The 21,150-nt window shown below is 35.5% G+C and carries 17 protein-coding genes and 1 riboswitch; of the genes, 1 reads left to right on the top strand and 16 read right to left on the bottom strand.

Annotated features, from left to right (window positions below; translation table 11 throughout):
* Positions 1 to 44 precede the first annotated feature (44 nt).
* The 7 genes from dtd to ACNQF6_RS09845 all read right to left on the bottom strand — a co-directional run bounded on the left by dtd (position 45) and on the right by ACNQF6_RS09845 (position 7,438).
* The gene (dtd, locus tag ACNQF6_RS09875; RefSeq protein ID WP_417965442.1) at positions 45 to 497 is read right to left on the bottom strand and encodes a D-aminoacyl-tRNA deacylase; all 453 of its coding nucleotides are present in this window, start codon (positions 495 to 497) and stop codon (positions 45 to 47) included.
* A 36-nt stretch (positions 498 to 533) separates the two neighbouring features.
* Complete coding sequence (gene rsgA, locus ACNQF6_RS09870; RefSeq protein ID WP_417965440.1) at positions 534 to 1,511, bottom strand: ribosome small subunit-dependent GTPase A; 978 nt, start codon at positions 1,509 to 1,511, stop codon at positions 534 to 536.
* Positions 1,512 to 1,653: 142 nt separating this feature from the next.
* Positions 1,654 to 2,736, bottom strand: a complete 1,083-nt coding sequence (locus tag ACNQF6_RS09865) for a bifunctional 3-deoxy-7-phosphoheptulonate synthase/chorismate mutase type II (protein ID WP_305627401.1) — start codon at positions 2,734 to 2,736, stop codon at positions 1,654 to 1,656.
* Between the two features lie 63 nt (positions 2,737 to 2,799).
* Positions 2,800 to 3,657 carry a prephenate dehydrogenase gene (locus tag ACNQF6_RS09860; RefSeq protein ID WP_417965438.1) on the bottom strand — a complete coding sequence of 286 codons (858 nt, stop codon included), beginning with the start codon at positions 3,655 to 3,657 and terminating at the stop codon, positions 2,800 to 2,802.
* Between the two features lie 75 nt (positions 3,658 to 3,732).
* A complete protein-coding gene (locus tag ACNQF6_RS09855) occupies positions 3,733 to 4,878 on the bottom strand; it encodes an aminotransferase class I/II-fold pyridoxal phosphate-dependent enzyme (RefSeq protein WP_417965436.1) in 1,146 nt (381 codons plus the stop codon).
* A 45-nt stretch (positions 4,879 to 4,923) separates the two neighbouring features.
* On the bottom strand, positions 4,924 to 5,751 hold the full coding sequence (locus ACNQF6_RS09850; RefSeq protein ID WP_417965434.1) for a prephenate dehydratase: 828 nt from the start codon (positions 5,749 to 5,751) through the stop codon (positions 4,924 to 4,926).
* A 433-nt stretch (positions 5,752 to 6,184) separates the two neighbouring features.
* Positions 6,185 to 7,438 (bottom strand): dicarboxylate/amino acid:cation symporter, encoded by a 1,254-nt coding sequence (locus ACNQF6_RS09845; RefSeq protein WP_417965432.1) that lies wholly within the window; start codon positions 7,436 to 7,438, stop codon positions 6,185 to 6,187.
* A 148-nt stretch (positions 7,439 to 7,586) separates the two neighbouring features.
* Between ACNQF6_RS09845 and gldA the strand changes: the two genes are divergently transcribed.
* A complete protein-coding gene (gldA, locus tag ACNQF6_RS09840; protein WP_121340887.1) occupies positions 7,587 to 8,483 on the top strand; it encodes a gliding motility-associated ABC transporter ATP-binding subunit GldA in 897 nt (298 codons plus the stop codon).
* A gap of 69 nt (positions 8,484 to 8,552) precedes the next feature.
* On the opposite strand, the gene metF is transcribed toward gldA, so the two are convergent.
* From metF to ACNQF6_RS09795, 9 genes are all read right to left on the bottom strand, one after another.
* Positions 8,553 to 9,509, bottom strand: coding sequence for a methylenetetrahydrofolate reductase [NAD(P)H] (gene metF, locus ACNQF6_RS09835; protein ID WP_282717237.1), 957 nt, complete (start codon positions 9,507 to 9,509; stop codon positions 8,553 to 8,555).
* A 96-nt stretch (positions 9,510 to 9,605) separates the two neighbouring features.
* Positions 9,606 to 12,284 carry a methionine synthase gene (metH, locus tag ACNQF6_RS09830; protein WP_417965429.1) on the bottom strand — a complete coding sequence of 893 codons (2,679 nt, stop codon included), beginning with the start codon at positions 12,282 to 12,284 and terminating at the stop codon, positions 9,606 to 9,608.
* A 418-nt stretch (positions 12,285 to 12,702) separates the two neighbouring features.
* Entirely contained in the window at positions 12,703 to 13,248 is a 546-nt protein-coding gene (locus ACNQF6_RS09825; RefSeq protein ID WP_417965427.1) for a hypothetical protein, read from the bottom strand.
* A 307-nt stretch (positions 13,249 to 13,555) separates the two neighbouring features.
* The gene (locus ACNQF6_RS09820) at positions 13,556 to 14,557 is read right to left on the bottom strand and encodes a homocysteine S-methyltransferase family protein (protein WP_282713105.1); all 1,002 of its coding nucleotides are present in this window, start codon (positions 14,555 to 14,557) and stop codon (positions 13,556 to 13,558) included.
* 315 nt (positions 14,558 to 14,872) lie between these two features.
* Positions 14,873 to 14,992, bottom strand: a riboswitch (SAM riboswitch).
* Between the two features lie 92 nt (positions 14,993 to 15,084).
* The gene (locus ACNQF6_RS09815; protein WP_099713582.1) at positions 15,085 to 16,137 is read right to left on the bottom strand and encodes an NAD(P)/FAD-dependent oxidoreductase; all 1,053 of its coding nucleotides are present in this window, start codon (positions 16,135 to 16,137) and stop codon (positions 15,085 to 15,087) included.
* Between the two features lie 107 nt (positions 16,138 to 16,244).
* Positions 16,245 to 16,826, bottom strand: a complete 582-nt coding sequence (locus ACNQF6_RS09810) for a precorrin-2 dehydrogenase/sirohydrochlorin ferrochelatase family protein (RefSeq protein ID WP_099713583.1) — start codon at positions 16,824 to 16,826, stop codon at positions 16,245 to 16,247.
* Positions 16,826 to 17,602, bottom strand: coding sequence for a uroporphyrinogen-III C-methyltransferase (gene cobA / locus ACNQF6_RS09805; RefSeq protein WP_417965424.1), 777 nt, complete (start codon positions 17,600 to 17,602; stop codon positions 16,826 to 16,828). The genes ACNQF6_RS09810 and cobA overlap by 1 nt, the downstream gene beginning before the upstream one ends.
* Entirely contained in the window at positions 17,595 to 19,685 is a 2,091-nt protein-coding gene (locus ACNQF6_RS09800) for a nitrite reductase (RefSeq protein ID WP_417965422.1), read from the bottom strand. The genes cobA and ACNQF6_RS09800 overlap by 8 nt, the downstream gene beginning before the upstream one ends.
* 67 nt (positions 19,686 to 19,752) lie before the next feature.
* Positions 19,753 to 20,997, bottom strand: coding sequence for a sulfate adenylyltransferase subunit 1 (locus ACNQF6_RS09795; RefSeq protein WP_315208771.1), 1,245 nt, complete (start codon positions 20,995 to 20,997; stop codon positions 19,753 to 19,755).
* Positions 20,998 to 21,150 lie beyond the last annotated feature (153 nt).

Genomic DNA, 21,150 nt, shown 5'->3' with positions numbered 1-21,150 from the left:
ATTCTTTTTATCAAAAATATAAGAATTTTTCGATTAAAGAAAACTTAATCTCTATTTTTACTGTCAATTACTATCGTTACAGGACCATCATTCAGCAAAAGCACTTTCATATCCGCACCAAAGATTCCCGTTTGTACTTTCTTTCCCAATTCCATTTCTATTTTTTTTACAAAATTCTCATACAATGGGATGGCCACTTCTGGTTTTGAAGCTTTGATATAGGAAGGACGATTGCCTTTTTTGGTAGAAGCATGCAATGTAAATTGACTAACCACAATAATATCTCCGTCAACATCTTTTACAGATAAATTCATCACATCATTTTCATCGCCAAAAATGCGGATGTTAGTTATCTTATTAACCAGCCAATCTATATCTTCTTGAGTATCGGCATCTTCAATACCAACTAAAACCAATAGTCCTTTTTGGATATCGGCTACAATTTTATTGTCTATAGTTACGGAGGCGGAGGAAACCCTTTGAAGGACGATTTTCATTTTTGAAATTGAAATTGATTTTTGAAATTGCTATTGTTATTCCCTCGTTTTATCACTGATTATCCTATCTTCATTATGAATATCAGTACGATAATTTTCATCATCGCCTTCCAGAATTTTAAGATAACTTCTATAACGGGACCAAGCAATTTCGTCTTTTTCTAATGCGGTTTTAATAGCGCAATGTGGTTCGTCTTTATGCAAACAATTATTAAATTTACACTGATCTTTCAATTTGAAAAATTCAGGAAAATAGCCGCTAATTTCTTCTTTTTCCATATCTACAATTCCAAAACCTTTGATACCAGGCGTGTCAATAATTTTAGCATCAAAAGACAAATCATACATCTCGGCAAAAGTTGTCGTGTGCTGTCCTTGCTTGCTTGCTTCAGAAATTGTTTTTGTTTTTAAATGTAAAGAAGGCTCCATTGCATTTACCAAAGTTGATTTCCCCACACCGGAATGCCCGGAAAACATGCTTACTTTGCCAATCATCATTGCTTTCAACTCCTCAATTCCTTTCATTTCAGTCGAAGAAACTCTCAAACATTTATATCCAATTTCTTGATATACGTGTTGCATGTATAATTGTTCATCTAAAGTGGCATCGTCAAACGTATCTATTTTGTTAAAAACCAGTATCGTTTCAATTCCATATGCTTCGGCAGTAACCAGAAAACGATCTATAAAATTAAAAGTCGTTGGCGGATTATTAATGGTAACCAACAAGAAAACCCTATCAATATTAGATGCAATAATATGCATTTGATGTGATAAATTCACAGATTTCCGAACGATATAATTCTTCCTGTCGTGAATCTTGTGAATGGTTCCCGTAACGGTATCTGAGGATTCTTCGAGTTCATAATCCACAATATCGCCCACAGCAATAGGATTGGTACTTTTGATTCCTTTAATTCGGAATTTCCCTTTCATACGGCATTCGATAAAATCACCTTGTTCAGATTTTACGGTGTACCAACTTCCTGTAGATTTGTATACTAGTCCTGTCATGGTGCAAAGGTAAAATTTTGTTTCAAGTTTATCCCGACACTTCGGGATAAAGTTTAAAGTTTTTGAAACTACCTATAAATAAAAAATCCCCACACCTTTTGAAAAAAGCTGTAGGGATTTATTTTTTGAAAAAAAATAATGATTATGCGTTCAATACTTTTTCTTGGTGACCAATACTTTCCTGGTGAATCGCTTTGAACATTTTTAGTACAAATTCCTCAGTCAATCCTTTTTTCTCACCCTCTAAAATCATTTTTCCTAGAATTTCGTTCCAACGATTGTTTTGCAATACAGCAACGTTAGCATCTTTTTTCACTTGACCTATTTCGTCTGCTACCTTCATACGCTTCCCTAATAATTCCAATAAAGTAGCATCTAAAACATCTATATTAGCTCTTAACTTAGCCATTTTTTGAGTAAACTCATCAGATACATCATTTACTTTTCTCACTTTCAAATCAATAAAAATTTGTTTCAAAGCGTCTGGTGTAACTTGTTGTGCAGCATCACTCCAAGCATTGTCCGGATCGTAATGTGTTTCGATAATCATACCATCATAATTCAAATCCAAAGCTTCCTGCGTTACTTCAAGAATCATTTTACGGTCTCCTGTAATATGAGACGGGTCAATGATTAAAGGTAAATCAGGGAATTTATTTTGCAATTCGATAGCAATCTGCCATTCTGGAATATTTCTGTATTTTGTTTTTTCGTATGTAGAAAAACCTCTGTGAATTACTCCTAATTTTTCAATTCCTGCCATGTATAAACGCTCAACACCACCCAACCATAAAGACAAATCTGGATTTACTGGATTCTTAACCAATACGATTTTTTTAGTTCCTACTAAAGCATCCGCAATTTCCTGCATTGCAAATGGATTTACGGTTGTTCTGGCTCCAATCCACAATACATCGATATCATATTCCAAAGCTAATTTTACGTGAGCAGCATTTGCCACTTCCGTTCCCATTAGCAATCCTGTTTGCTCTTTAGCCTTCTTCAACCATTTCAAACCTATTTCACCAACACCTTCAAATCCTCCCGGACGTGTTCTTGGTTTCCAAATTCCTGCTCTAAAAACACTCACATCTGAATCTTTCAATTCATGTGCAATTTTCAATACTTGTTCTTCTGTTTCAGCACTACAAGGTCCTGCGATCACAAATGGATGAGTTAAATTGAATTCATTCAACCAATTTCTCATTTCTTTCTTGTTTTCCATCTTTTCTAATTTTATTTTTTTAGTTTTTTGTGTTGTTCTTTTTTAACTGTAAAATGTGACTGATTACTTTTTAACATTCATTCCGTTTAATATTTCCTTTATTTTATTGACGCTTTGCATTTCATGGTAAATCGCATCATAATCTTCCTTTTCTAATAATTCTTTAAATTTCGATAAGTTCGAAATGTATTCATCCAATGTTTTTACAACCTGCTTCCTGTTTTGTTTAAAAATTGGCGTCCACATTGCTGGCGAACTTTTGGCTAATCGAACTGTGCTTTCAAAACCGGAACCTGCCATATCAAAAATATCCTGTTCGTCTTTCTCTTTATTTATTACCGTTTTTCCGAGCATAAAGGCACTGATATGCGACAAATGCGACACATAAGCAATGTGTTTATCATGTGATTTCGGGTCCATATAACGAATCCTCATTCCCATTGCCGTAAAAAGCTCCAACGCCTTTTCCTGTAATTTGAAAGTGGTTTTCTCTACTTCACAAATAATATTCGTTTTCCCTTGAAATAACCCTTTTATCGCTGCCGAAGGTCCTGAAAACTCTGTTCCTGCAATAGGATGCGTGGCAATAAAATTTCGCCTTTTAGGATGATTGGCAACCGCTTCACAAATAGGAGTTTTTGTAGAACCTACTTCAAAAACAATCGTATTATCCCCAATAACATCCAATACTTTTGGCAAAACAATCAATGCTACGTCAACAGGAACCGAAACAATTACAAAGTCAGCATCCACTAAATCTTCAAATGTTGCCGCTCCATCAACAACTCCTAAAGCTAAGGCTTCCGCCAAATGACTTTCGTTGTTATCAATTCCATGAATTTTGGCTTCCGGATGCAGCGTTTTAATGTCTAATACCATCGAACCACCAATTAACCCTATTCCTATTACAAATACTTTCATCGTTTTATTTTTACACCTACAATTTTTTAAAAACCTTGCAGGAAAATCTGAAATCTAGAATCGTTAATCAACAATCTAAAATCTATTTATAGCTTCTTGTATTTTTTCTTCTTTTACACAAAGTGCAAATCGAATATATCCTTCTCCTTTAGAACCAAAAATGGTTCCTGGTGTAATAAAAATAGATTTGTCATATAGAATTTCGTCAATAAATTTCTCTGCTGATGTAATTCCGTCAGGCAACTTTGCCCAAACAAATAATCCAACACCTTCCTTATACACTTTACAACCTAATTTCTCAGCCAGTTGTTCGGTAAGAATTCTGCGTTTTCTATAAATCGCATTCATCGATTCAAACCAAGTCTTGTCACTTTTCAAAGCTTCAATTGCCCCTTTTTGAATCCCGTAAAACATTCCGCTGTCCATGTTGCTTTTTACTTTTAAAACTGCATCAATACAAGCTGCATTTCCTAAAACCATCCCAACTCTCCAGCCCGCCATGTTGAAAGTCTTACTCAAAGAATTCAATTCTAAAACCACATCTTTTGCGCCTTCCACTTGTAACAAACTCATTGGATTGTCATTTAAAACAAAACTATACGGATTGTCATTGACTAATAAAATGCTATTTTTTTTGGCGAAAGCCACTAATTTTGAAAACAACTCTAAACTCCCTCTTGCTCCTGTTGGCATGTGCGGATAACCAATCCACATGATTTTCACTTTAGATAAATCCAGTTTTTCCAAAGCTTCAAAATCCGGTTCCCAATTATTCACTTCTTTTAAGTCATAATAAATGGGAACTGCTCCTACTAAATTCGTAACCGAAGTGTATGTTGGATATCCTGGATTTGGAATCAGCACCTGATCGCCTTCATTCAAGAAAGCCAGTGAAATATGCATAATTCCCTCTTTGGAACCCATCAAAGGCAAGATTTCGTTAGCCGGATTCAACATAACTCCGTAATTATTTTTGTAAAAATCAGCCATGCCTTGACGCAATTCCGGTAATCCTTGATAACTTTGGTATTGATGCGCATTTTCATCTTGCATTGCCAGAACTACAGCGTCAATTACTGCTTGTGACGGTAGTAAATCTGGACTTCCAATTCCCATATTAATAATTGGTTTCCCTTCAGAAGCCAGTTGTCTTACTTCTCTCAATTTTGATGAGAAATAATATTCTTCAATTATATCCAGACGTTTCGCTGTAGTAATCATGGTTTTGTATTTTTATATTCTTTTGACTTTGTAACTTTCGATTAATTATAATTTTGTGTTTTTATATTCGCCTAACACTTTGAAATACTCCGCCATAATGATCAATAGTGACTTTGCTTTTGCATAATCTTCGTATTTCTCGAAAGTAACATCCACAAAAAACGAATATTTCCAAGGTGTTTCTATTTTTGGTAACGACTGAATTTTGGTTAAATTCAATTTACAATCACTCATTACATTTAATACTGCAGCCAAACTACCGCGTTTGTGGTCTAATTCAAATTTGATAGACGCTCTGTTGATTTCGTTTTCCGGTACAAATGAATTTTGCTTTTTTATAATCACAAAACGAGTCATGTTGTTTTTAATCGTTTGAATCTCCGGAGCCAAAATCTCTAAATCATACATTTCCGAAGCTGTTTTACTGGCAATTGCAGCAATCCCTTTTAATTGTTTTTCCTTGATTCTGCGGGCCGTTTCAGCAGTATCTTTATCTTCGACTAATTTTATGTTTGGGTATTTTTTCAGGAATTCCATACATTGTAAAATAGCCATAGGATGGGAATGCACTTCCAGAATATCTTCCATTTTCTGGCCTTTTAAAGCCATTAGATTCTGATGAATTCTCAAATAATGTTCACCTATTATGTGTAAATTGTTTTTATCAATCAAGGCATAATTCGGAATAATTGGTCCTGCAATAGAGTTTTCTATAGCCATAACCGCCTGATCTGATTTTCCTGAAAGCAAACTATCTACTAACTCCTCAAAAGACAAACACTCATCTACCTCAACATTTTGATAGTAATAATCCTGTGCCACCTGATGATGAAAAGAGCCTTTTATACCTTGTATTGCAATCTTAGTTCTCATTCTAAGTTATTATTTGTTTCTATTTGAAAATGAAATTTTGATTCGTATTCTATCAATTTTCACTTATCTTATTTCAATTATATTCAAAAAAAAATCCTGATTTTCATCAGGATTGTATATTAGTTTTATTTGTTTGTTTGTTTTCAAATAACCATAGCACAATCCCTTACTTCCTAAAGAAGAAATAATAAGTGTTGCTAAAATAAAAACGGTTATTAGACATTGTATGCTATGTGTTATTTTTAATAATTATACTGCAAATGTAAGGCTTATTTCAAACCGACCAAAAAAAAATTATTGTTTTATGTAACAAAAAAAGAATTCTTTGTGAAAGCTGCTTATTATTGCAAAATACCTAAAAAAGAGACTTCTAACCTCTTGTATATTACCAATATCTGAATTCGTTTTTCAACTAATTCAAACTAAAAAGCGTTTAAGCTGCTAAATTAGCCGAAAGCCATTTTTTCCCCTCTGCAATTCGGGCAACTACCATCGCTGAAACCAAATCTCCATTTGCATTCAACAGGGTCGCCATAGGATCTACTAAGGTTCCCACAATCATAGCTGCCGGCAGAGCTTGCTCCATAGGAAATCCATAAACGGTTATCGCTAGAATTTCACCTATATAACCTCCATTTGGAATTCCGCCCTCGACTACTGAAACAATTACTGTAATTCCCAATGCCACTAGTAAATTATAAGGATCTGTAAAATCTTTACCAAACATGGCAAAAATAACCGCGATTTTTATAATGGACGACATACTCGAACCGTCTTTGTGCAAAGGTGCGCCAAGTGGAATAACTACATTCCTGATATGACTCGGGATATTCATTTTTTCGGCACCTTCGAGATTCGCCGGAATTGTCGCAATGCTGCTGCAGGTTCCCAATGCCGTTAATGAAGGCGTAATATTGTTTTTCCAAAATACTTTAAATCCTAATTTCCCTCCGGCGATAAAAGCATACAAACTAAAAAATACGACAAAATAAAAAGCACAAACCGCATAATAAAGCCCTAAAGGTTTTGCGTAAGCGCCAAATAATTGCGGTCCAAAAATCCCAACCTGATACGCAAAATAAGCACCCAAACCTATTGGAGCCGTTTTCATAATCATGTGTAACAATTGCTTCATCACTTCATTTCCTGAATTTAGGAAGCGACTGAAATCTTTCCCTTTTTCTCCCGAATGCAAACTGGCAAATCCTATTAAAAAAGAAAATATAATAAGCGCCAACATATTCTTACGGGACAACAGTTCAAAAAAGTCACTAGCAGTAAGCAACTGGGTAATTTGTGAACCCGTAGAACTTTCCTGAATGGTTTCCAATGGAATTTTGGAAATAATAATATCTTGCTGAACAGGGAATAACAATACGCCAACAATCATCAAAATGGCCGAAATCAATACTGTACTTAAAAATACGCCAATGACGATTACAAACAACTTCCCCAATTTCTCTGATTTTTCTAAATTGGCAATCGAAGATGCAATCGTAAAAAAAATCAAAGGGATAATTGCTGTGAACAATAAATTCAGAAATATATCGCCCAAAGGTTTAATGACTTCTACTCCTTTCCCAAAAACTAAACCCAATATACTTCCTGCCAGAATCCCGCCAAGTAGCAATAAAATACTTTTGTAGTTTTTCAAGAAACTGCCCGATTGTGTATTTTTCAAATTCATATCTATATAGTTTATGGTAAATATATAAATCTAAAATAGAATATCATCTCGCTTTGTAAAACTTTGATTAATGACTTTTTAGCTATTGGGCTACAAAAAACAATAAATCAATACTTTTTCTGTTTACTTTTGCAACAAATAAAATTCCATGTCAATAGAAGTTACTAATATATCCAAAAGCTACGGTGCCCAAAAAGCACTGGATAACATTTCATTTTCCATTAATAAAGGGGAAATTGTTGGTTTTTTAGGTCCAAATGGAGCCGGAAAATCGACTTTAATGAAAATATTGACAACGTATATCAATGCCGATGAAGGTACAGCTATCGTAAATGGAAACGATGTAAACACACAGCAAAAAGCTGTTCAGCTTTCTATTGGTTATTTACCGGAACACAATCCGTTGTATTTAGATTTGTATGTGAGAGAATATTTGGCTTTTAACGCAGATGTGTACAAAGTAGCCAAATCCCGCATTGAAGAAGTAATTCAATTGACAGGTTTAAGTACCGAAAGTCATAAAAAAATAGGACAATTATCCAAAGGATATCGTCAGCGTGTAGGCCTTGCCAATGCTTTATTACACAATCCAGATGTTTTGATTCTTGACGAACCAACAACCGGTTTAGACCCAAATCAATTAATGGAAATTCGTAATGTGATTAAAAACGTAGGGAAAGACAAAACCGTTTTCCTTTCTACGCACATTATGCAGGAAGTAGAAGCCATTTGTGACCGCGTTATTATCATCAATAACGGCAAAATTGTTACCGATAAAAAACTGGACCACTTAATTTCCGAAGACAAGGAGCAAGTTATCGAAGTAGAATTTGATTATAAAATAGAGGAACAAGCTATTGCCAAAATCGAAAATCTAGTTTCTTACAAGAATACACACGACATGATTTGGGAATTGACTTTCAAAGCGGATAAAGACATGCGACCGGCTGTTTTTGATTTTGCTAATGCCAATGGTTTGAAAACACTTCAACTGAATCAGAAAAATAAAAACCTCGAGGCAGTATTTAGAGAGATTACAAAGTAGTTTACAACTAAAAAAGCTCGTTTAAATTTGATTTTAAACGAGCTTTTTTTATAAAATACGATTGGGGAATTAAAAAACCTTACTCGCAATTTGTCTAATATTCTCTGATTTTCCCATAGAATAATAATGCAATACCGGAACTCCTGCAGCTTTCAATTCTAAAGATTGTTGAATTGCCCATTCAATTCCTACTTCCCTGATATCAGTATTATTTTTACATTGGTCAACCGCATGAATTAAATCTTCCGGCAAATCAATTCTGAAAATTTGCGGTAATACTTGCAAATGTCTTTTTACGGCAATTGGTTTAATACCTGGAATAATAGGTACAGTAATTCCCATTTCTCTAGCTTTGGCAACAAATTCAAAGTATTTAGCATTATCAAAGAACATTTGTGTCACCACGTAATCCGCACCTGCATCAACTTTTTCTTTCAACCTTTTTAAATCAGATTGTAAGGATGGAGACTCCAAATGCTTCTCCGGATATCCAGCAACACCAATACAAAAATTGGCTTTATTATCAATATCCATTACATCGTGCAAATATTTCCCGCAATTCAATTGGTTGATTTGTTTCACTAAATCAACCGCAAAATCATTTCCTCCTTGTTTCGGAATAAAATATTGCTCGTCTTTCATCGCATCGCCACGTAACGCCATCACATTATCAATTCCAAGATAATGACAATCGACTAATAAATACTCAGTTTCTTCTTTAGTAAAACCACCGCAAAGCACGTGAGGAACCGTATCTACGTTGTATTTATGCTTTATCGAAGCACAAATTCCAAGCGTTCCCGGACGCATTCTGGTCAGTTTCTTATCTAATAAACCATTGCCTTTATCCACGTAAATATATTCTTCGCGAGAAGTAGTTACATCTATAAATGGTGGTTTAAACTCCATCAACGGATCAATATTATCGTATAATTCCTGAATGCTTTTGCCTTTTTGAGGTGGAATAATTTCGAAAGAGAATAAAGTTTCTCCTTTTGCGTCTTCAATATGTTGTGTTACTTTCATTTTCTTTAGTTTGAAGTTTAAGGTTTAAGGTTTAAGGTTCTCTCGAACAACTTTAAACTTTAAACTTTAAACAAAATTTCAACTTTAAACTATTTTCTAATCTGCTATATTTGGGTTCAGCCATTTCATGGCAACTTCTGTCGATACGCTTCTTCGTTTGGCATAATCAATAACTTGGTCTTCTTTTATTTTTCCAAGTCCAAAATACTTACTTTCCGGGTTTCCAAAATAATATCCAGAAACCGATGAAGCCGGCCACATCGCCATACTTTCTGTTAAAGTCACTCCAATTTCTTGTTCTACATTTAGTAATTTCCAAATCGTAGGTTTTTCTAAATGGTCAGGACAAGCCGGATAACCCGGTGCTGGACGAATTCCTTTATAAACCTCTTCAATCATAGCCTCGGTAGATAAATTTTCATCAGCAGCGTAACCCCAAATCTCTTTACGGATTTTTTCGTGCAAATATTCTGCGAAAGCTTCTGCAAAACGATCCGCCAATGCTTTGACCATGATCGAATTATAATCGTCTAAATCTTTTTCGAATTCAGCTGCCCATTCATCCACACCAAAACCGGTTGTTACACAAAATGCTCCCATATAATCCGTTTTACCGCTGTCTTTCGGAGCGATAAAATCAGATAAAGCGATATTTGGGGCACCTTTTGTTTTTTGTGATTGCTGACGCAACGTCAAGAATTTCTCTAGTACTTTTCCACTTTCGTCGCTCAATTCGATGTCATCATCATTCACTTGATTCGCTGGAAAAATTCCGTAGATTCCTTTGGCTGTCAGTTTCTTTTCTTTCAAAATAACGCCCAACATTTCTTTAGCATCCGCAAAAACTGAAGTAGCTTGTTCTCCAACAACAGTATCTGTTAAAATCGCTGGATATTTCCCAAACAATTCCCATGTTCTAAAAAAGGGTGTCCAGTCAATATACGGAACCAAAACATCCAAATCGACTTCGATTGTTTTTGTTCCAATAAAATTAGGCTTCATTGGGTTGTAATTTTCCCAATCTAATTTCAATTTATTGACACGAGCTTGCTCAATAGTTAAGAAATTTTTGTCACGCGAACGATTCAAAAAAGTCTCTCTAAAAGCATCATATTCTGCTCTGATGTCACTTGCATATATTTTTTTCTCACTGTTCAATAAATTTCCGGCAACCGTTACGGCTCTCGAAGCATCATTTACGTGAATAACCGTTTCTCTATACTGTGGTGCAATTTTCACGGCAGTATGCGCGCGCGAAGTCGTTGCTCCACCAATCATCACTGGGATTTTTATATTTCTTTTGTCTAATTCTTTAGCCAAATACACCATTTCATCCAATGAAGGTGTTATCAATCCGCTTAGACCGATAATATCAACATTGTGTTCTATAGCTGCAGCGATAATTTTCTCAGGCGCAACCATCACACCTAAATCAATAATCTCATAATTGTTACAAGCCAAAACAACCGAAACAATATTTTTACCAATATCGTGTACATCGCCTTTTACAGTCGCCATTAATATACGACCTGCAAAACTTGAAACACCATCTTTTTCGGCTTCAATAAATGGCAATAAATAAGCTACTGCTTTTTTCATTACACGCGCTGATTTCACCACTTGTGGTAAAAACATTTTTCCTGAACCAAATAAATCTCCTACGACATTCATTCCTGCCATTAAATTGATTTCAATTACTTCGATAGGTTTTGTTGCTGCAAGTCTGGCTTCTTCTACGTCAATTTCTATAAATTCATCAACTCCTTTTACTAGCGAATGCGTCAATCGTTCCTGAATAGTTCCCGAACGCCATTCTTGAACTGTTTTTTCATTACTCTTTACATCTCCTTTTACATTCTCGGCAAAGTCCAACAATCTTTCTGTGGCATCATCGCGTCTGTTCAAGATTACATCTTCAACGTGTTCTAAAAGATCTTTTGGAATTTCATCGTAAATAGAAAGCATTTCTGGATTCACGATTCCCATCGTCATACCATGTTGAATCGCATGATATAAGAAAACAGAGTGCATCGCTTCACGAACCGTATCATTTCCTCTAAACGAGAAAGAAACATTACTCACACCACCACTAATATGCGCATGTGGAAGATTCTCTCTAACCCATTTTGTTCCTCTAAAGAAATCCAATGCGTTCAAGCGGTGTTCTTCCATTCCAGTAGCTACTGGAAATATATTCAAATCAAAAATGATGTCTTGCGGAGGAAAACCAACTTTGTTTACCAAAATATCATACGAACGTTGGCAAATTTCAACTCTTCGTTCGTAATTATCAGCTTGTCCTGTTTCATCAAAAGCCATAATAATTGCTGCAGCGCCGTAGCGCTTGATCAATTTAGCATGATGAATGAATTGTTCTTCCCCTTCTTTTAAAGAAATTGAGTTTACAACACTCTTTCCTTGCACTACTTTTAAACCCGCTTCGATAATGTCCCATTTCGAGCTGTCAATCATAATTGGCACTCTGGAAATATCAGGCTCGGCAGCGATTAGATTTAGGAATTTTGTCATAGCATATTCGCCATCGAGCATTCCTTCATCCATATTAATATCGATGATTTGTGCGCCACCTTCTACTTGCTCTTTTGCAATGCTAAGTGCTTCTTCGTATTTTTCTTCTTTGATTAATCGAAGGAATTTTCTAGAACCTGTTACATTCGTACGTTCACCAATATTCACAAAAACGCTTTCCGGCGTAATGATTAAAGGCTCTAATCCCGATAATACAAGGTTTCTTCTCTTTTCTGCGTGTGCCATTTTTGTTTTATTTAATCCTGCACGGTTTCAAAAACGGTGTAGGTTTAGCTTTTTTGTTTCTTATTATATTGGGCGTGACCCAAAAGGGTCGGGCTATTCGTTACAAGTCCTCGTCTCGTCCGAAAAGACGAGACTGTGGGCTTTTCACTGCTATCCCTCACGCGGATTTTCAACAATTCAACACTATTTTCATTCAACAGAATATCCCAAAATCCTATTTCCTTTTCATTCAACGGAATAAATGCCGTTGCTACAAAAACATATCGTTCCTACGGAACTCTTACTTTGCTAGCGCGAGCGTCCCGCTCGTGCCCATTCCAAATTATAATTCTATTGTTCAAACCTTTTATCCTGCTTTTGTTTGTGGGCACGAGCGGGACGCTCGCGCTAGCTTGGAAGCTATATTTTTGTAGTATATCTAATTAAGATCATTTTCATAATTATAATTCTTTAGATAATCTCTACTAATTTTCAATTCTTTCTTATATTCAGCTAACTTTTTTCCAAAATAATCGATTTTTCTCTCACTTTCACCTGTCAAGGATATAAACAGCTCAGCTTGTTTAGTGTATGATTCAATACTATCTGAATATCTTTTTAGTATTTCATCCCCATATCTCTTATATAAATAAGCGGAAGATTGATCAGAACCACCTACTTGAATCTTGGCTTTATATGATTCCAATTCTTTAGTATCATTCCTCACCTGTTCAACCATCGAAGTATAGATCTTAGTATCGATAATCAATTTTCTTTTATAATACGACACTATTTTCCCATAATAATCTATCCTTTCAGTAAATTCACGGATTTCTGTTCTAAACCCTATTATCTGCTTCTCATGATATATAGATTGGTATTCATCTTCTAATTCTTCATTACTCTTATTACTAGGCTCACTCTTTTCATAACCACAATCTAGATTATCCCAATAATCACTTCCTAGTTCATATCTATCTTCCATTGTATTTATTTTTAGTTTTGTAATATGTCTACAAGAAAAATCCTCTTGTCTATTTCTACTATTAAAGGCTCATCGGTATTACCTTTTATTATGCAACTTTCGTCCAACTATCATTAAATATAACAATCCATAAGCATTGCAATTTACATTTCTTATCAAAAAAACAATAACTATTTTTTATTCTTTAAAAAATAGACTTTTCTATTGGTGAATTTTATATTTTATTATTCTTCTTTGTGTGCTGACGTTACAAATTAAGTGTCATTGTAGTTTCTTTTTCTCAGACGCGATACATCGCGTCTCTACGTTACATTGTCGCTGTTGATACTCTAGGTTTATACTCCTTTGCGATATCAGCAATCAACTTGATGTGCTCTGGCGTTGTTCCGCAACAACCACCTATGATATTTACTAAATTGTCGTCTAAATATTCTTTGATGAAAGCTTGCATCTGTTCTGGTGTTTCATCGTACTCACCAAATGCATTTGGTAATCCTGCATTAGGATGCGCCGAAACATTGAATGACGTATTATGTGCCAAAGTCTGTAGATATGGTTTCAGCAAATCAGCTCCCAAAGCACAATTGAAACCTACGCTCAATAATGGTATATGCGAAACCGAAACCAAAAAAGCTTCTACGGTTTGACCCGAAAGTGTTCTTCCTGATGCATCCGTAATCGTTCCGGAAACCATTATTGGAATATCGATATTGCGTTCGTCTTTGACTTCTTCAATAGCGAAAAGGGCCGCTTTTGCATTTAAAGTGTCGAAAATAGTTTCTACCAAAAGCAAATCACTTCCTCCGTCAATCAACGCTTCTACTTGTTGTTTGTATGCAATACGTAAATCATCAAAAGTTACCGCTCTGTATCCCGGATCATTTACATCTGGTGACATGCTGGCCGTTCTGTTTGTTGGTCCTATTGAACCTGCTACAAAACGAGGTTTATCCGGATTTTTGGCTGTGAATTCATCGGCTACTTCACGGGCAATTCTTGCTGATTCATAGTTGAGTTCGTATACCAAATCTTCCAGATGATAATCGGCCATTCCGATAGTAGTTCCAGAAAAAGTATTGGTTTCAACAATATCCGCTCCTGCTTCAAAATAAGCTGCGTGAACGGCACGAATCGCTTGTGGTTGCGTTAATGACAATAAATCGTTGTTCCCTTTTAAGGAATGTGGAAAATCTTTGAAACGTTCTCCTCGAAAATCTTCTTCGGAAAAATTGTAGCGTTGCAACATGGTTCCCATAGCTCCATCGAGTATGAGTATGTTTTTTTTAATAGCTTCTTGAATTGTTGACATCTTTTGTTTTATTCTCGCAAAACATTATAGTATTAAGCGCTTATTATTAATTCCAAAAGTTCAATATATTAGCTCTTTAGCCCCGATTACCTCACTTAATTACTATTTTCATAGGAGTTCGATGAACTACGTTTGCAGTGAAAATCCTTTCTCGTCCTAAACTTGTTTAAGGATGAGAAAGATTGCAACGAAAAGCGGGAACGGTATTGACAAAAAAACGCCAATTGTTCGCTCCTGATACTGAAATAAATTCAGTAAGCTAAATATCGATATGTTGTCAAGAAAGGGTTTGAGAAATACTAAGTGAGTATTCATGTGTTATCTATCTTAAATACTGAAACTGGTTCTGTATAAAGTAGAATGTAGCACCTTCTTTAAAGATAAAGGGTTGCTAAGGTTTCATTGGGTCTTTCCCTCCGCCTTTCGTGATAACTTTCAATAAATATATGAACAGTGCAAAGTAAAGACATAGCGCTAATACTTGCAAGTATTAGCGCTATATTTTTTAACTAGTTTGTATTATGTTGTTAAACTATGGCTTTCACCACGGCTTTTGGAGCTTCTTTACGGGTTCCGTCAAATCCGTCAACACCAGAAACTGTAGTGTATTTCAATACATATTTCTTACCTGGATTGATGATTTGATAGGCTGCCTGACACATTAATGTGGCTTCGTGGAAACCACAAAGAATCAATTTCAGTTTTCCCGGATAAGTATTTACGTCACCAATGGCAAAAATACCTGGAATGTTCGTTTGGTAATCTAAAGCATTATTTACTTTGATGGCATTTTTTTCAATGTCTAATCCCCAGTCTCCGATAGGACCTAATTTTGGTGTTAATCCAAAAAGTGGAATAAAATAATCCGTCGCAATGGTTCTATGTGCACCATTTTCCTCAATATCAATTGACTCTAAATGTTCAGCTCCATTCAAGCCAACTACTTCTGCCGGCGTAATCATTTTTATTTTTCCTGAGTTCTTCAATTCCTGTACTTTTTCTACAGAATCTAAAGCCCCTCTGAATTCGTTTCTACGGTGAATCAAAGTTACCTCAGAAGCAACATTCGACAAGAAAATACTCCAGTCCAAAGCAGAATCTCCTCCTCCGGCAATCACGACTCTTTTGTCTCTGAATTTTTCCGGGTTTTTAATAAAGTATTTAATTCCTTTATCCTCGTAAAACTCGATGTCTTCAATCAATGGTTTTCTTGGTTCAAAACTTCCTAAACCACCTGCAATTGCTACCACAGGAGCATGGAATTTTTTTCCTTTATTTGAAGTCACAATAAAACTTCCGTCTTCTTGTTTTTCAATGGTTTCTGCACGTTCTCCCAGTGTGAATCCTGGTTCGAATTGCTTGATTTGTTCCATTAAATTATCTACTAAATCTCCGGCTAATACTTCCGGAAAACCTGGAATATCATAAATAGGTTTTTTTGGATATAATTCAGATAATTGTCCGCCTGCTTGTGGCAAAGCATCTAAAATATGACATTTCAGTTTTAACAATCCTGCTTCAAAAACTGCGAATAAACCTGTTGGTCCGGCTCCTATTATAAGTATGTCTGTTTTAATCATTTTTTTATTCTTTATGTAATGTAATTATGCTAAACTATTTAATTGCAAATTAACGATTGATTTTTACTGCTTTCAATGATAAATATCATTCGCTATTTTGCTCTGATTTATTCTTTATTTTTTAATGCTTCGGTGATTTCGTTCATTTTTTGTACTTTTTCTTCGAAATTTCCTTTTAGTGTCTTGCGATATTCATTTAGATTTTCAACCATTTTATTGATATCATCCGGAATTATTTCTTCGAAAAATTCCCGTAATCTTTTGGCTGTTGTCGGTGATTTTCCATTAGTTGAAATAGCAATTTTGACATTTCCTTTGGTTACAATTCCGCCCAAATAATAATCACACAAATCTGGTGTATCAGCAATATTGCAAATCAAATATCTTTTTCGAGACAAATCAAATACTCGTTTATTGACTTTTAAATCATCGGTACAGGCAATTACCATGTGTCGTTTTTTCAACATTTTTTTCTTGAACTTGGCTTTAGTCAATTTCACCGAAGGATGTCTTTCGACCAATTCTTCCAATTCCGGCAAAAACCTTGGTGCAACTACCTCAACATTCGCATTCGGACTTGATTTCAACATGAAAGATAATTTTTCTAAACCCACGTTTCCTCCACCTACAATCAACACATTCAGGTTTTGTAGTTTTAAAAAAACAGGATATAATTCATTTCTTTCCATTATAATCGTATTTCGTTTGATAGAAATTCTTCGTAAAATCCTTTCAACTTATTACTTTCTTTAACCACTTCGCCAATAACAATTATTGCTGGCGAGCTTAATTTATTCGCAGCTACAACTACTTGAATTGTGTCAATCGTTCCAACTCCAATTTTTTCTTGTGGAGTAGTTCCGTTTTGAATAATTGCAACGGGAGTTTCTCCTTTGGATTCTTTTTGGAACAAAGAAACAATTTGTGATAATTTGCTCATTCCCATTAAAATCACAACAGTTGCCGATGATTGCGCAGCTAACGCTACATCATTTGACAAATTCCTGTCGAAAGTCGTACCTGTAATTACCCAAAAACTTTCTGAAACACCTCTTTTTGTCAAAGAAATTCCTTGGTAAGCGGGAACTGCAATCGAAGATGAAATTCCGGGTACTACAAATGTAGGGATTCCAAAACTTTCTGCGAATTCTATTTCTTCGCTTCCACGTCCAAAAATAAATGGATCTCCACCTTTTAATCGAACGACATTTCCGTACGTAAGCGCATTATCAACAATCAACTGATTGATTTGGTCTTGCGTATATTCATGGCAACCTTTTCGTTTACCCACAAATATTTTTATGGCACTTTTTGGCGCATGAATCATTATTTCATCATTGGCCAGCGCATCATACAAAACCACATTCGCTTCAGCAAGTGCTTTTACTCCTTTCAGAGTAAGCAAATCCGGATCGCCAGGACCAGCGCCTACTAAAGTTACTTTTGGTTGTATTGTATTATGCATTAGCTAAATCTTTTGCTCTGTATTTTTCTATGTTTTCAAAAAAGGCAACTCCTTCTTGAATGTATTTTTGTGCAAATTCCGCAGAAGGCTCATTCGCTCTGATTTGGTATACTAAATCTTTGAACGTTGAATTCAACTCAATTTTATTGCTTTCGATGAAAACCGTGTCAAACAAATCGATAATTCCTGCATGGTGATTTGTTTTTTGGTTTTCAGCAAGTAATAATGCTTTAGCTCCATTTACAAATCCGGCATACGCTAAATAAATCGCATCAGCCCATTTTCCTTCATCAAAAGCTTCTTGCGCAAAAGTCATTTTATCTTTAGCTTCTAATATTAAAGTAGCTACTAAATCAATTACTACACCTGCACATTCTCCTACTCCAACTGCTTTCACGTAATTATCAGCATTACCCCAATCTACAAAATCAGCTTCGGTAAGATTAGTCAAATCGGCTAATGGTTTCAAAAATTCGTAGAAATATTTTTCCCCTTTGGCATCATAATAATTCAAAAATGATTGTCCGTTTCCGTTTGTTTCAAAATCATTTAAGATGAAACGCAATGCATCAGGTCCTCTTCGGCTTGGAATTTTGATTACTTTATCAGAAAATCTTCCGTTTCCGTTTCCTAAATTTCCTCCACCTAATAAAACTTGTAACGCTGGCGCTACTAATTTTCCTGAATTGATAGACATTCCCTGAAAACCAATTTCGGCCATATTGTGTTGTCCACACGCATTCATACAACCACTGATTTTAATCGTGATTTCCTTATTGTTGCTGTATTGTGGATATTCTGTTTCTAAAACTCTTTCTAGTTCTACTGCGATTCCGGTACTGCTTGCAATTCCTAAATTACACGTATCTGTTCCCGGACAAGCTGTAATATCTGAAATGGTATTGTAACCCAAAGCCACAAAATCTAATTTGGCTAATTCTTGGTAGAAAAATGGTAGGTTTTCTTCTTTTACGTGACGAATTAAAATATCCTGTCTCAAAGAAAAACGCAATTCATTAGCCGCATAATTTTTGATTAATTCTGCCAATGCTCTAGCTTTATCAGTATAAAAATCACCTAATAAAACTTTAATTCCAATCGCTACATAACCCGCTTGTTTTTGCGCGATTACATTTGATTTTTTCCAAGCTTCGAAAGCAGCTGCATCTTCGATTACTACTTTTGGAACTTCCAATAAAGGAGCTGGAATTTCACCATCAAAAGCTGTCGTATCGATTTCAACTGTTTGGTGAGACAACGCTTTTTTCTCTTCCTCCACCAATCGTAAAAACTCGTCTCTTCCCAAATCTTTGATTAGGAATTTCATACGTGCTTTTAAACGTTTTGCTCTTTCGCCATAGCGATCAAAAATTCTTAAAACACCTTCAGTTGTTGGGATAATTTGGTTTACCGGAATAAACTCCGATAATAATTCAGCATGACTTGGTTGAGAACCTAATCCTCCACCTAACATTACTTTAAAACCTCTTTCGCCATTTACAATTTTTGGAATAAATCCTAAATCATGCAAATAACTCAATCCTGTATCTTTATCTGAAGACGAAAATGACATTTTGAATTTACGTCCCATCTCTTGACAAACCGGGTTTCTCAAGAAAAACTGAAACAACGCATGCGCATAAGGCGACACATCAAAAGGCTCTTCCCCATCGATACCTGCCGTTTCACTAGCCGTAATATTTCTCACGGTGTTTCCACAAGCTTCACGAAGTGTAACATCATCTTTCTCCAGTTCAGCCCAAAGTTGTGGTGTTCTATCCAAACTTACATAGTGAATCTGGATATCCTGACGCGTAGTAATGTGCAAACGCCCGGTTGAATATTCATCAGAAACTTTAGTAATTCGCAACAATTGTTCGCTGGTCACTTTACCAAAAGGCAATTTGATACGAATCATTTGTACGCCTTCCTGACGTTGACCGTACACTCCTCTCGCCAAACGAAGGCTACGGAAACGCTCATCATCAATTTTCCCGTCACGGAATAAAGCAATTTTTCTTTCTAAATCGATAATGTCTTTTTGGACAATCGGATCTTCTATTTCGGTTCTAAAACTTTCCATCTTTTCTTGACTTTAGGCTATTGGATATTAATTATGTTTGGATTTTATTTTTGGCTTAAGCCAAAAACTAACGAATAAATCCAACTCCCGCTGTGGTATTAGTAGCAACATCTATTAAAATAAAAGCGCCGTTTGATTTGTTGTCGTTGTAGGCATCAAAATACAAGGCTTTACTCAATTTAATATTTACTTCACCAATTTCATTAATGCTCAATTGAGTTGCTGGTGTAACTCCCGAATAATCGGTTGCGATTACGTTTTTTACGCTTTCAATTTTCGCCAAAACTCTGTTCGTATTATGTTGTACCAAATATTTTGTACCTGGAACTAACTTTTTGCTATCCATCCAACAAATCGTTGTATTGATATCTTTTTCTATTTTAGGCAACTCATTCGATTTTACAATCATGTCACCTCTTGTTACATTGATATCATTTTCTAGTTCCAAAGTAATCGAGGAACCTGCTGTCGCTTCATCAAATTGTTTGTCAAAAAAGTGAATATTAGTCACTTTAGATTCTGTTAACGAAGGAAGAACGGTTACCGCATCGCCCACTTTAATATTATTACCATATAATTTTCCGGCATATCCTCTGAAGTCATGATACTCTTCTGTTTTTGGTCTAATAACCGTTTGAACCGGGAAACGTGCTTTTCCTGTTTCAAAAACATCTTCTGGCTCTAAAGCTTCTAAATGTTCCAAAACCGTTTGTCCAGTGTACCAAGGCATGTTTTCTGATTTGTCTGCAACGTTTCCTCCGTTAATAGCACTCAACGGAATGTAACTTACGTTTTGCTCTTTGAATGAACTTTTGCTGTTCAACGCCTGAAAATCAGCTTTTATTTTGTTGTACACTTCTTCCGAATAATCAACCAAATCCATTTTGTTTACCGCAACAATCACTTCTTTTACTCTCAATAAATTATTGATGAAAAAGTGTCTGTACGTTTGCTCAATAACTCCTTTACGAGCATCAATCAAAATGATCGAAACCTGCGAAGTCGAAGCTCCCGTAACCATGTTTCGTGTATATTCTACGTGACCCGGAGTATCGGCAATAATGTAACTTTTCTTTGCTGTTGAAAAATAAATATGCGCTACATCAATCGTGATTCCTTGTTCTCTCTCAGCAACCAAACCATCGGTAGCCAAAGAAAAATCAAGATAATCATATCCTTTTTGCTTGCTGCTTTTTTCTATTGCTTCAATCTTATCTGTAGTCAATGATTTTGTATCGTATAATAATCTCCCGATTAAGGTACTCTTTCCGTCATCTACACTTCCTGCTGTTGCTATTTTTAAAACTTCCATATTACCTTTATATTTTCCCCTCCCCGACCCTCCCCGAAGGGAAGGGAGACGAGTCTGGTATGTTTTTATAATTACTATTTTACTTTTATTTTCTACATTCTTTTCCCAAAACTCAAAACCAACACTAATCCAGTTTCGGCTCCCTTCCTTCGG

Origin of the sequence: Flavobacterium pasteuri (assembly GCF_048286615.1) — a bacterium.
Classification (GTDB): domain Bacteria; phylum Bacteroidota; class Bacteroidia; order Flavobacteriales; family Flavobacteriaceae; genus Flavobacterium.
This window is presented reverse-complemented; position numbering and strand designations above follow the sequence as displayed.

Bases quoted from the DNA above. Each gene is read 5' to 3' on its own strand.
- dtd (WP_417965442.1), bottom strand. From the start codon at position 497: ATGAAAATCGTCCTTCAAAGGGTTTCCTCCGCCTCCGTAACTATAGAC.
- rsgA (WP_417965440.1), bottom strand. From the start codon at position 1,511: ATGACAGGACTAGTATACAAATCTACAGGAAGTTGGTACACCGTAAAA.
- ACNQF6_RS09865 (WP_305627401.1), bottom strand. From the start codon at position 2,736: ATGGAAAACAAGAAAGAAATGAGAAATTGGTTGAATGAATTCAATTTA.
- ACNQF6_RS09860 (WP_417965438.1), bottom strand. From the start codon at position 3,657: ATGAAAGTATTTGTAATAGGAATAGGGTTAATTGGTGGTTCGATGGTA.
- ACNQF6_RS09855 (WP_417965436.1), bottom strand. From the start codon at position 4,878: ATGATTACTACAGCGAAACGTCTGGATATAATTGAAGAATATTATTTC.
- ACNQF6_RS09850 (WP_417965434.1), bottom strand. From the start codon at position 5,751: ATGAGAACTAAGATTGCAATACAAGGTATAAAAGGCTCTTTTCATCAT.
- ACNQF6_RS09845 (WP_417965432.1), bottom strand. From the start codon at position 7,438: ATGAATTTGAAAAATACACAATCGGGCAGTTTCTTGAAAAACTACAAA.
- gldA (WP_121340887.1), top strand. From the start codon at position 7,587: ATGTCAATAGAAGTTACTAATATATCCAAAAGCTACGGTGCCCAAAAA.
- metF (WP_282717237.1), bottom strand. From the start codon at position 9,509: ATGAAAGTAACACAACATATTGAAGACGCAAAAGGAGAAACTTTATTC.
- metH (WP_417965429.1), bottom strand. From the start codon at position 12,284: ATGGCACACGCAGAAAAGAGAAGAAACCTTGTATTATCGGGATTAGAG.
- ACNQF6_RS09825 (WP_417965427.1), bottom strand. From the start codon at position 13,248: ATGGAAGATAGATATGAACTAGGAAGTGATTATTGGGATAATCTAGAT.
- ACNQF6_RS09820 (WP_282713105.1), bottom strand. From the start codon at position 14,557: ATGTCAACAATTCAAGAAGCTATTAAAAAAAACATACTCATACTCGAT.
- ACNQF6_RS09815 (WP_099713582.1), bottom strand. From the start codon at position 16,137: ATGATTAAAACAGACATACTTATAATAGGAGCCGGACCAACAGGTTTA.
- ACNQF6_RS09810 (WP_099713583.1), bottom strand. From the start codon at position 16,826: ATGGAAAGAAATGAATTATATCCTGTTTTTTTAAAACTACAAAACCTG.
- cobA (WP_417965424.1), bottom strand. From the start codon at position 17,602: ATGCATAATACAATACAACCAAAAGTAACTTTAGTAGGCGCTGGTCCT.
- ACNQF6_RS09800 (WP_417965422.1), bottom strand. From the start codon at position 19,685: ATGGAAAGTTTTAGAACCGAAATAGAAGATCCGATTGTCCAAAAAGAC.
- ACNQF6_RS09795 (WP_315208771.1), bottom strand. From the start codon at position 20,997: ATGGAAGTTTTAAAAATAGCAACAGCAGGAAGTGTAGATGACGGAAAG.